Origin of the sequence: Mycolicibacterium lutetiense (assembly GCF_017876775.1) — a bacterium.
GTDB classification, from domain to species: Bacteria; Actinomycetota; Actinomycetes; order Mycobacteriales; family Mycobacteriaceae; genus Mycobacterium; species Mycobacterium lutetiense.
Map to the genome: position 1 here is coordinate 4,134,979 of NZ_JAGIOP010000002.1, position 13,273 is coordinate 4,148,251.

Annotated in this window: 2 pseudogenes; one reads left to right on the top strand and one right to left on the bottom strand. The window is 64.3% G+C overall.

The window, feature by feature from the left end:
• Window positions 1-16 precede the first annotated feature (16 nt).
• Window positions 17-11,605: pseudogene (locus JOF57_RS29100) on the top strand (amino acid adenylation domain-containing protein); the annotation flags it as partial.
• A 209-nt stretch (window positions 11,606-11,814) separates the two neighbouring features.
• On the opposite strand, the pseudogene JOF57_RS29105 reads toward JOF57_RS29100, so the two are convergent.
• Window positions 11,815-13,201: pseudogene (locus JOF57_RS29105) on the bottom strand (ISL3 family transposase).
• Between the last annotated feature and the right edge of the window lie 72 nt (window positions 13,202-13,273).

Sequence of the window (13,273 nt, forward strand, 5' to 3'; positions counted from 1 at the left end):
TTCGATTCCTGGGTTGTTCGCCGTGCAGGTGGCGCGTGCCCCCGAAGCGGTAGCGGTGACATTCGACGGCCACTCGATGTCATATGCGGAGCTGGATGCGGCTTCGAATCGCCTGGCGCACTGGTTGATCAGTCTGGGCGTAGGGCCAGGCCAGCGCGTAGCGCTCTTGTTCTCGCGGTGCTCCGAGGCGATAGTGTCGATCTTGGGCGTGCTCAAGGCCGGGGCGGCATATCTGCCGGTCGATCCGATGCATCCTGATGTGCGGGTGCAGTTCATGCTCGGCGATGCGGCACCGGTTGTGGCTGTGACGACTCCGGGACTTGCTGGGCGGCTGGACGGTTGCGGTGTGGCAGTTGTCGATGTCGACGATCCGCACATCGCTGCGCAACCCAGTTCCGCGCTGTCGACGCATGCGGATACGGCTGACGATGTGGCGTATTTGATCTACACCTCGGGGACGACGGGTCGGCCGAAGGGTGTGGCAATCACTCATTCCAATGTGGTCCGGTTGTTGGAGACGTTGGATGTGGAGTTGGGTCTGGCGGGTCAGGTTTGGACTCAGTGTCATTCGTTGGCGTTTGACTATTCGGTGTGGGAGATCTGGGGGGCTTTGCTGTTCGGAGGCCGGCTGGTGGTGGTGCCCGAATCGGTGACGCGATCTCCGGAGGACTTGCTGGCGTTGTTGATCGCCGAGCAGGTGACTGTGTTGAGTCAGACTCCGTCGGCGTTCTATGCGTTGCAGGCTGTGGATGCGTTGCAGCCTGGACCTGGTGATCAGTTGAAGTTGGAGACGGTGGTCTTTGGTGGGGAAGCGCTTGAACCACAGCGTCTTCGGGGTTGGTTGGATCGTCATCCGGGTCCGCCGCGGTTGATCAACATGTATGGGATCACTGAGACGACGGTGCACGCGTCCTTCCGGGAGATCGTGGCTGGTGATGCCGAGGGCAGCGTTAGCCCGATCGGTGTGCCGTTGGCGCATCTTGGTTTCTTTGTGCTGGATGTCTCGTTGCAGCCGGTGCCGGTTGGTGTGGTGGGCGAGCTGTATGTGGTCGGTGCCGGTTTGGGGTGTGGTTATTGGCGTCGTGGTGGGTTGAGCGCGACGAGGTTTGTGGCGTGTCCATTTGGTGGGCCCGGGGCGCGGATGTATCGGACCGGTGATCTGGCGTCGTGGGGTGGCGATGGACAGTTGCGGTATCTGGGGCGTGCTGATGAGCAGGTCAAGATTCGTGGTTATCGCATCGAGTTGGGTGAGATTCAGACCGCTTTGGCCGAAGCCGATGGGGTAGGCCAGGCGGCGGTGATCGTCAGGGAGGATCAGCCGGGGGATAGGCGCCTTGTCGGGTATGTGACCGAACTGGTCGACTGGGCCCTTGATCCAGGCGTAGTCCGTGCGGCGTTGGGACAGCAGTTGCCCGGCTACATGGTGCCCGCCGCGGTGGTCGTGTTGGATACCTTGCCATTGACGGTCAACGGCAAGCTCGACCGTCGAGCGTTACCGGCGCCGGAATATCTCGACATTGATGGTTATCGAGCTCCGAGCACTCCCAGCGAGGAGATCGTGGCCGGGATCTATGCCCAAGTGCTGAGTTTGGGGCGGGTTGGGGTTGATGACTCGTTCTTCGACCTGGGTGGGGACTCGCTGTCGGCGACTCGCTTGATCAATGCGATCAATGCCAGTCTGGGTGCTGATCTGGCGGTGCGGGCGGTGTTCGAGACACCTTCGGCGGCAGAGCTTGCGGCACGTGCCGATGAGAGTTCGGGTCGGCATGAGCCGTTGGTGGCCCAACAACGCCCGGCGGTCATTCCGCTGTCATACGCCCAGCAGCGGCTGTGGTTCCTCGACCAACTGGAGGGCCCTTCGCCGATCTACAACATGCCGGTGGCCTACCGAATAAGTGGTTGGTTGGATGTCGCTGCGCTCGGCCAAGCCCTGGTCGATGTGATGGACCGCCATGAGTCTCTGCGAACGGTGTTCCCTGCGGTCGAGGGAGTTCCTCGGCAGCGGGTCATTCCGGTAGACCAAGTCGACCTGGGTTGGCAGGTGGTCGATGTCGGCGGATGGTCCGACGGCCAGTTGGCGGAGGCTATCGGGGAGGCGGTAGCTCAGTCGTTTGATCTCGCCAACGAGATTCCTTTGCGAGCGACTCTTTTCCGGGCCGATGCCGATGAATACGTGTTGGTGGCGGTGGTGCACCACATCGCCGCGGATGGTTGGTCGATTGCACCGTTGGTGGCAGATCTGGGCAGAGCTTATGCCGCTCGATGCACAGGCAATGCGCCGGACTGGGCGCCGTTGCCGGTGCAGTATGTGGATTACACCCTGTGGCAACGCGGGTATCTGGGTGAGTTGGGCGATTCGGACAGTCGCATCGCAGGCCAGGTGGCGTACTGGGAGCAGGCGTTGGCCGGGCTGCAGGAGCGTCTGGAACTACCTACTGACCGCCCCTATCCTCCGGCGGCCGATCACCGCGGTGCCAGTGTGGCAGTGGAGTGGCCTGCCGAGCTGCAGAAGCAACTGACGCGGGTGGCGCATGCCCATGGCGTGACCGGCTTCATGGTGGCGCAGGCCGCGCTCGCCATGTTGTTGTCGAAGCTCAGCGCGACTTCTGATGTGGCCGTGGCAGTTCCGATCGCGGGTCGTGGTGATGCGGCGCTCGATCAGGTGGTGGGATTCTTCGTCAACACATTGGTGCTGCGCGTGGATCTGGACGGCGATCCCACCGTCGGAGCGGTTCTGGAGCAGGTGCGGCAGCGCAGCCTGGCCGCGCTCGAGCACCAGGATGTGCCGTTCGAGGTACTGGTGGATCGGCTCAAGCCGACTCGGTCGCTGGCCCATCACCCGTTGGTTCAGGTGATGCTGGCCTGGCAGAACTTCACCCGGCCGGCCAACGGTGCTGCTGACTCGGTCTTGGGCGATGTTCAGGCCACACCTTTGGCGGCGGAAACCTCCACAGCGCGTATGGATTTGGTGTTCTCGCTGGGCGAGCGCTTCAGCGAGGACGGTGAGCCTGCGGGTATCTCCGGGATGGTGGAGTACCGCACCGACGTGTTCGATGCGACGAGCATCGCGGTGTTGGCCGAGCGGTTGCAGCGGGTGCTGGTGGCGATCACGACAGACCCGGCCAGGACGTTGTCGTCGGTCGACGTGTTGGACATTGTCGACCACGCCCGGTTGGACGAGGTCGGCAACCGCGCAGCATTGACGAGAGCCGGAGCTCCAGCGGTGTCGGTGCCCGTGCGATTCGCGCAGCAGGTGGCGTCCACACCCGACGCGCCGGCACTGGTGTGCGGGGACCACACGCAGACATACCGGGAGTTGGACCAGGCGTCGAATCACTTGGCGCAGTGGCTGGTAGGTCTCGGCGCCGGGCCGGGTAAGTGTGTGGCGTTGCTGTACTCCCGTTGTGCTGAAGCGATTGTGTCCATCGTTGCGGTGTTGAAGTCGGGTGCGGCGTATGTGCCGATCGATCCGATGCACCCCGACGCGAGGATCCGGTTCATGCTTGCTGATTCCGAACCGGTCGCAGTTGTGACCACTGCGGGTCTGGCTGGGCGACTGGACGGCTGTGGCGTGACCGTGGTCGATATCGATGACCCACGCATTGAAGCGCGATCCTTCACGCCACTGCCCGTAGCTGCTCCTGACGACCTTGCCTACCTGATCTACACCTCAGGGACCACAGGTGTGCCGAAGGGGGTCGCGGTCGCTCATCGGAACGTTACTCAGCTGCTGTCATCCCTCGACGACCATCTGTCGCCACGGGCGTGGGCTCAGTGGCATTCCTATTCCTTCGATGTGTCGGTGTGGGAGATCTTCGGCGCGCTGCTACATGGCGGTCGGCTGGTGATCGTCCCCGAAGCGGTGGCGAGCTCACCGGCAAAGTTCCACGCACTGCTGATCGAGCACGAGGTCAGTGTTCTGAGTCAAACCCCGTCTGCGGTGGGGATGCTCTCGCCGCGGGGCTTGGAGTCGGCGGCGTTGGTGGTAGCCGGTGAGGCCTGCCCCGTTGAAGTGATGGATCAATGGGCGGACTCAGGGCGAGTGATGATCAACGCCTACGGGCCGACCGAGTCGACGGTGTATGCCACGATAAGCGCCCCTCTGCAGCCCGGGTCAGGTGTAGTGCCGATCGGTGTGCCGGTGCCGGGAGCTGCCGTGTTCGTGTTGGATCGGTGGCTTCGGGAAGTCCCGCCGGGCGTGGTGGGGGAGTTGTACGTGGCGGGACGTGGTGTGGCGTTTGGATACGTCCGCCGGGCGGGATTGACCGCTTCGCGGTTTGTGGCGTGCCCCTTCGGTGATGCCGGAGCGCGAATGTACAGCACCGGGGACCTGGTCCGTTGGGGTTCCGACGGGCAGTTGCAGTATCTCGGCCGCGCTGATGAGCAGGTCAAGATCCGGGGCTATCGGATCGAATTGGGTGAAATCCAGTCTGCCCTGGCTGATCTGGATGGGATCAATCAGGCCGCAGTCGTGGCCCGTGAGGGCCGGCCCGGCGACAAACGGCTGGTCGGTTATGTCACGGGCACCGCGGATCCGGCCGCTGTCCGTGCCTTGCTCGCGCAGCGATTGCCCGGGTACATGGTGCCGGCAGCCGTGGTCGTGGTCGACGCAATACCGTTGACGGTCAACGGGAAACTCGACAGGCGCGCGCTGCCGGCACCGGAGTACATCGACGTCGACAGCTACCGGGTCCCGAGTACGGCCACCGAGGAGATCCTGGCCGGGATCTATGCCCAGGTGCTGAGGCTGGAGCGCGTCGGCGTCGACGACTCGTTCTTCGACCTGGGCGGAGACTCACTGACAGCCATGCGGCTGATCAACGCGATCAACACCAGTCTGGACGTGGACATCGCAGTCCGTGTCGTGTTCGATGCGCCCACCGTCGCCGGGTTGTCGGAATGGATCATCGACTATGCCCGGCAGCGGGCGGGCGCGCCCTTGACGGTCCAACAGCGGCCCGTGGTCGTGCCGCTGTCCTATGCCCAGCAGCGGTTGTGGTTCCTGCATCAGTTGGAAGGCCCGTCACCGGTCTACAACATGCCCACCGCGTACCGGATAGACGGGGCGCTGGACACCGACGCGCTCGGGGCGGCGCTTGCCGATGTGGTGGGGCGCCATGAGATCCTGCGCACGCTGTACGCAGCGCCCGATGGATTGCCCCAGCAGATCGTGGTGCCTGCGGAGGAAGCCAGATTCAGCTGGCAAGTGATCGATGCCCGTGGTTGGCCGGCCCAGAGGCTCGGCGAGGCTGTCGATGCGACAGTGCGACACTGCTTCGACCTATCGGACGAAATACCCTTGCGTGCAACGCTTTTCCGCGTAAGCGAGAGCGAACACGTGATTGTGGCAGTGGTCCATCACATCGCTGCTGACGGCTGGTCGATCGCGCCGATGGTTCGCGATCTCGGTGTGGCCTATCTCAGCAGATGTGCAGGGCAGGCTCCGGACTGGACGCCGTTGCCGGTGCAGTACGTGGATTACACACTGTGGCAGCGCGATCACCTGGGCGAGATGGCCGACGATGACAGCCGCATTGGCAAGCAGTTGGCCTACTGGGAGCAGGCGTTGGCCGGGCTGCCCGAGCGGTTGGAACTACCGACCGACCGGCCATACCCGCCAGTGGCCGACTATCGCGGTGCCAGCGTGGCGGTGGCGTGGCCGGCTGAGTTGCAGCAGCAGATAGCGCGTGCGGCGCGTGAACACAACGCGACCAGTTTCATGGTGGTGCAGGCCGCATTGGCCGTGCTGTTGTCGAAACTCAGCGCCAGTAGCGATGTGGCAGTCGGCTTCCCGATCGCCGGACGGCGTGATCCGGCGCTCGACGATCTCGTGGGCTTCTTTGTCAACACGTTGGTGCTCCGGGTCGAACTCGACGCCGATCCCACCATCGAGGAGCTCATCGCTCAGGTGCGCCGACGTAGTTTGGCCGCATACGAGCACCAGGACGTGCCGTTCGAAGTGGTCGTCGATCGGCTCAACCCGATCCGGAGCCTGACCCACCACCCGCTGGTCCAAGTGATGCTGGCGTGGCAGAACCTCGGGGGACGAGACGGCGGGGAGCCGGCAGCTGAGCCGCTCCTGGGTGGCCTGCAAGTGAATCCACTGCCTGCCGAGACCCAGGCGGCACGCATGGACCTGGCGTTCTCCCTTGAAGAACGGTGGACCGGGGCCGGAGAACCCGACGGCATCGTCGGTTCGGTGGAGTTCCGCACCGACGTGTTCGACGCGGCCGGCATCGAAACGTTGATCGAGCGGTTGCAGCGGGTGGTGGCGGCAGTGACCACGGATGCAGCGCTGCGGATCTCTTCGGTGGACCTGCTCGCCGCCGGCGAGCGCGACCGCCTGACGGAAATCGGTAACCGCGCAGCGCTGACCCGATCCGCGGCAGCGGTGTCGGTCCCGATGGTGTTCGCCCAACGGGTGGCACGCACCCCGCAGGCGTTGGCGCTGACCTCCGACGGCAGATCGATGACTTACCGAGAACTCGACGAGGCATCGAATCGGTTGGCGCACTTACTCGTCAGTGATGGCGTAGGGCACGGAAAGAATGTGGCGCTGCTGTTCAACCGATGCACCGAAGCGATCGTGGCGATGCTGGCGGTGCTCAAGGCCGGCGCGGCGTACGTGCCGATGGACCCCGCCCATCCGGACTCACGCATTGCGTTCATGTTCGCCGATGCCGCTCCGAGTGCCGTGATCAGCTCCGCAGCGCACAAGGACCGGCTCGACGGAGCCGACCTGTTGGTCATCGACATCGATGATCCCCGCATCGACGGCTACCCGAACACGGGCTTGCCTGCACCCGCGGCCGACGAGATCGCTTACCTGATCTACACCTCGGGTACCACCGGCACCCCGAAGGGGGTGGGGATCACGCATCAGAACCTCACTCACCTCGCCGTCTCGATGCCTGCTGGCCTGCCGACGAATCAGGTTTGGACACAATGCCACTCGTATGCGTTCGACTTCTCGGTGTGGGAAATCTGGGCTGCGTTACTGACCGGCGGGCGGCTGGTCGTGGTGCCCGAAGACGTCGCCGGTTCACCGGAGATGTTCCACGACATGCTGGTCGCTGAGCACGTCAATGTGCTGACTCAGACCCCGTCGGCCGTGGCGGCACTCTCGCCGGACGGCCTGGGAGCGACAGCGCTGCTCCTGGGCGGTGAATCCTGTCCGGGTGACGTGGTGGACCGCTGGGCGCCGGGGCGCGTGGTGATCAACGCCTATGGCCCTACCGAGGCGACGGTTTACGCGTCGATGAGCACAGTGCTGACCGCGGGCACGGGAGTCGTCCCGATCGGTGGGCCGGTGTCCACGACGGCATTGTTCGTACTCGATCCATGGTTGCGCCCGGTCCCCGCGGGGGTGGTCGGAGAGTTGTATGTGGCAGGTCGCGGCGTGGCATGCGGATACATGGGGCGGTCCGCGATGACCGGGTCACGGTTCGTGGCTTGCCCCTTCGGGGGATCCGGAACCCGGATGTATCGCACCGGGGACCTGGTGTGTTGGGCCGCCGATGGACAGTTGCGTTACCTGGGCCGTGCCGATGAGCAGGTCAAGATCCGCGGCTACCGCATCGAACTCGGTGAGGTCCGAACCGCCTTGGCCGATCTGGATGGGATAGACCAGGCGGCTGTGGTGGTGCGCGAGGACAGTCCTGGCGACAAACGACTGGTCGGCTACGTCGTCGAATCAGCCCCTGGCGCCGCGGACCCCGACCGGACGTTAGGTGCGCTGGCAGCGCGACTGCCGGCTTACCTGGTTCCGGCGGCGCTCATGGTGGTTGACGCGCTGCCACTGACATCGAACGGAAAACTCGACACCCGCGCGTTGCCGGCACCCGAGTACAAGGCGGCGCAGTACCGGGCCCCGGCCACTCTTGTCGAGGAGATCCTTGTCGGGATCTATGCCGACGTGCTCGGGGTCGAGCGCGTGGGCGTCGACGACTCGTTCTTCGACATGGGCGGCGACTCCCTGTCGGCGATGCGGGTTGTTGCCGCTGGGAACAAGTCCCTGGACGCACAGATCGCCGTGCGCATGTTGTTCGAGACGCCGACGGTTGCCCAATTGGCACCGCGCATCGGCGGCAACGGAAGTACGCATAAGCCCTTGGTCGCTGGGCCACGGCCCGCAACGGTTCCGTTGTCCTTCGCGCAGAGTCGGTTCTGGTTCCTGGAACAGCTGTACGGGCCGTCGCCGATCTACAACATTCCGGTGGCGGTGCGGCTACGTGGGCAGCTGGATCCCGACACGGTACGGGCAGCCCTTGTCGATGTGGTTGCCCGGCAAGAGAGCTTGCGGACAATATTCCCCGCGGTTGACGGAGTGCCTCAGCAGGTGGTGGTGCCGTCCGAGCACGCGGATTTCCGTTGGCAGGTCGTTGATGCGGTCGGCTGGTCCTCAGACCAACTGCGCGAGGCGGTCGGTGCAACCGTGCGGCATTGTTTCGATCTGGCCGCCGAGATTCCGTTCATTGCACGCCTGTTCGAGCTCGCTCCAGATGAGTATGTGCTTGGTTCCGTGGTGCACCATATCGCGGCGGATGGCTGGTCGATGGCCCGGCTGATCGCAGATCTGGGCGTTGCCTATGAGAGTCGGTCTCGCGGAGCCCAACCGCGGTGGGTACCGTTGCCTGTCCAGTATGTCGACTACACGTTGTGGCAACGCGAGCAGTTGGGCGATCTGACTGATGGCGCAAGCCCGATCGCGGCCCAATTGTCATACTGGGAAAGAGAGTTGGCGGGGTTGCCCGAGCGGCTTGAGTTGCCCACAGACCGGCCTTACCCGCCGGCAGCCGACTATCGCGGCGCGAGTGTGGAGCTGAACTGGCCCGCGGAGCTCCAGGAGCGACTGCGTGCGGTGGCTCGCGATCACAACGCAACGAACTTCATGGTTGTCCAGGCGGCGCTCGCCGTGCTGCTGTCGAGCCTCAGCGCCAATACCGATGTAGCAGTCGGCTTTCCGATCGCCGGGCGTGATGATCCTGCCCTCGGTGATCTGGTGGGCGTATTCGTCAACACGCTGGTGTTACGGGTCGATGTTGCCGGTGACCCCACAGTCGCCGAGTTGGTCGGTCAGGTGCGGGATCGCAGCATGGCCGCCTACGAGCATCAGGATGTGCCCTTCGAGGTGCTCGTCGACCGCATCAACCCGACCCGCACCCTGGCACACCATCCTGTCGTGCAAGTGATGTTGGCCTGGCAGAACTTCGCGCGCCCGACAGAGGCCGTCGTCGAGGACCTGAGGTTGGGCGACCTGCAGGTCACCCCACTGGTGGCCGACACCCACACCGCGCGGATGGACTTGGTGCTTTCGTTGGCCGAACGTTGGACCCAGACCGGCGATTCTGCCGGGATCAGCGGGTCGATGGAGTATCGGGCCGACGTATTCGATGAGTCGACCATCAGGACGCTGATCGATCGGCTGCAACGGGTCCTCGCGGCCATGATTGCGGACCCGACGCGCAGGCTTTCGTCGGTGGATCTACTGGATCGCGACGAGCGCGCGCGTTTGGATCAGGCTGGTAATCGGGCGCTGCTGGAGCGACAAGAATACCCATGCGTATCGGTACCGGAGGCGTTCACGCAGTGTGTGCAGCGGGCACCGGAATCGGCGGCGTTGACCGTCAACGGCCGGTCGATGAGCTATTCGGAGTTGGATCGAGCATCGAACCGGTTGGCGCACAGTCTGGTTGGCCACGGAGTGGGTCCCGGACAGCACGTCGCACTGTTGTTCTCGCGCAGCGCGGAGGCGATTGTGGCGCTGTTGGCGGTGCTCAAAGCTGGAGCCTCCTATCTGCCGATCGACCCGCTGCATCCTGATGTGCGGATTGAGTTCGTGGTGGCTGATGCCGCGCCGGTTGTTGCGGTGACGACAGCCGCGCTGGCGGGCCGGTTGGACGGCCATGGAATGCACGTCATTGACATCAATGACCCGGCAATCGAGAGCTACCCCTGTACCGGTTTGCCCTCACCGGCCACCGACGATATCGCCTACCTCATTTACACCTCAGGTACGACCGGCAGGCCGAAAGGAGTTGCGGTAACTCATCGCAATGTTATCGGGCTGTTCGCCTCACTCGATGTCGGCTTGGATCTCTCGCCTGGTCAGACCTGGACTCAGTGTCATTCCTACGCTTTCGACTTCTCGGTGTGGGAGATCTGGGGCGCATTGTTGCACGGTGGGCGGTTGGTAGTAGTGCCTGAGGACGTGACTCGCTCGCCGAGAGACTTCGAGGCACTGCTGCTGGCGGAAAGCGCAACGGTGGTGAGCCTGACACCCTCGGCCCTGCAGGCAATCTCGCCGGGCGCTCTGGAATCGGCCGACGTACTGGTAGGCGGCGAGTCCTGCCCGGCAGACGTCGTGGATCAATGGTCCTGCGGGCGAGTGATGATCAACGCGTACGGCCCGACCGAGACGACCGTGTGGGTCGCGATGAGCGCACCGTTGACTGCGGGAATGGGTGCGCCGATCGGCTCACCCCTGCCCGGGGCGGCCATGTTCGTCCTGGATACGTTGCTGCGCCCGGTGCCCCCGGGAGTGACAGGCGAGTTGTACGTGGCCGGCGGGGCGGTGACGACCGGATACTGGCGCCGGACCGGCCTGACCGCGTCCCGATTTGTGGCATGTCCTTTCGGTGCGCCGGGGGCGCGGATGTACCGCACGGGCGACCTGGTGCGCTGGGGTTCAGACGGGCAACTCCGCTATGTCGGTCGTTCTGACGAGCAGGTCAAGATCCGCGGATATCGAATCGAATTGGCCGAGGTGCGCGCCGCGCTTGCTGAAATCGACGGGGTCGAGCAGGCGATGGTCATCGCTCGAGAAGACGGCGCCGGCGACAAGCGCCTCATCGGCTATGTCACTGGCTCAGCGGATTTGACGGATGTGCGGGCTGAGCTTGCCAAGCGGTTGCCGACCTACATGGTGCCCGCCGTGGTCATGGCCCTTGACGCACTGCCGTTGACGGTGAACGGCAAACTCGACACACGCGCTCTGCCGGCGCCCGGCTACACCGATCTCAGCGACGGATACCGCGCACCCACGACTCAGACCGAGGAGGTCCTGTCCGATATCTATGCCCAGGTCCTCGGTCTGGAGCGGGTCGGCGTGGATGATTCGTTCTTCGACCTGGGTGGAGATTCATTGTCTGCTATGCGGGTTGTCGCCGTGATAAACAAATCACTGGATGCCGATCTGGCGGTGCGATCCTTGTTCCTCGCGCCGTCGGTGCGAAGCCTCAGCCGGCAGATCGGCAGGCATGACAACGCGACTGAAGTCGTCCCGGTGGAAGTCCTTCAAGAAGGCAACGGCACTCCGATCTGGTGTATCCACGATGTATTCGGGCTGAGCTGGTCATATCGCGCCCTGGCTGCGTATCTGGATTGTCCGATCATCGGTATCAACCAAATGTCCGGGGATGGAGAAAGTGACCCGGCCAGTATCCGTGACATGGCGAAGTGCTACGCCGACAGGCTGCAGACTGTCCAACCGCACGGCGCCTACCGGATTCTCGGCTGGTCGTTCGGAGGGGCCGTCGCGCATGAAGTGGCGATCGAACTACAACGCCGTGGTTGCGACATCCAAAGCCTTGTCCTCCTGGACCCTGCGCCGGTCAGTAGCAAGGTCGTGGGCGGTTTCATCGCCAACAAGACTCTGGAACAGAACCCAGCGGTGGCCGAGAGCCTGGTGCTGGAACGTCTGCTGTTGGCGAATCGGGTACGGGTCCCGATGAAATCAATGCTCCTCACCAGACCGAAAGCTGAAGAGCTGATCCGGCAGCAGAATTCGGAACTCGCATTACCGGCTCTTCCGACTTAGCAGGGGCGGAGCCTGGTTCTGGATGGCGCTCGCCGTGATTGGCGGGTGCAGGCCCACCGTACGCGGCGGCGTTGGTTGTCCGGTGTTCTGAATCCGAACGCGATTCGGCCGACGTGTTTGACGATTCTGTTGTAGCCCTCGCTGCGGGCGTTGGACAGCCCGGTGGTGATGGCCAGGATCATCGGTTCCTGCCACGCGGAGATGGTTTCGGCGAGCTTGACGATCTCGGGTACCGAGCACGCCGCGCAGAACGTGTAGAACCGGTACAGCGCGTCGCCGATCTCGTAGCGCAGACCGCCACGGTCGGTGCAGGCCAGCACATCTCGCAGCAGTTCCTTGGCGATCCAGGCCGCCGCGATGTCCCCGTTGGGGTCTGCGCAGGTCAGTTTCTCGAACAGCGTGTGGCGTTGATCGTCGGTCAGCCGTTCGGCGGCGCGCAGCAGCCGGCGGCGGTTGATCCACTCCGGATCGCTCTTGTGCCCGCGGCGTCCGCGGTAGGTCTGGGTGACGCGGCGGCGAACCCGATCGACCATCTCGTTGGCCTTCTTCACGAGATGAAAGCGATCCACGATCAGCTTCGCGTGCGGCAACGCCTCGCGGGCGGCCTTGGCGTAGGCCCCCGACATGTCGATCGCGACGAACTCGATCCCGTCCCTCCACGCCTGCTCGCGCTGGGTCAGCCAGTCGGTCACCGGCCGCGCGGCACGCCCGTTGACCTGGACCAGCAACCCGCCGGCGCCGGTGATGTCGACCAGGCCGCTGTCCCAGCGGTCCACCCACGCCCGGGCCCCGGTCTCCGGGCAGGTCTCCCACTTGGCCTTCCCGCGGCGGGTCTCATCGATGCCCAGCACCCGCACCGGGGGCGGTTCACCGGCCAGGACCGGATCCGCGGTGGCGATCACCGCGTCATGGCAGGTGTTCCAGCTACAGCCATACGCGGCGGCGACGGCCTTGACCGAGCGGTCGTCGTCGAGGACCGCCAGGGCCATCTCCGCCTTGGCTCGCACCGTCACCCGAGCCCGCGGCGGGATCGACGGCGTCGACTCAGTGAATGACCTGCGTTCGCAGGAGGTGTTGGTGCACAACCATTTCCGCTTTCGCCACATGATCAGCGGCCGGTCCGCACCGATCTTGATGTCCCGGGGCCGAGTCGTGACCCAACCCCTCGACCGCGACGATCTGGTTCGGCAGTCCGGGCAGATCCCGACCCACTCGAGCGCTGTGCCCACCTCAACGATGCGGACATCGCCGTCATCGACTTGCACGGACTCCACGGTGATGCCGTCGAGTCCAAGCAGCAGGGAACCACTATTGTCAGACATGCTCGCGCCTTTGCTCTGGATGCGTAGAGAACACCCAGTTGACAAGGGCGCGAGCCCTCAATCAGTCACCGACACGAACCCAATCGGTCACACCAGACCCCCATCAAGTCGGAAGAGCCGCATTACCCCCTCA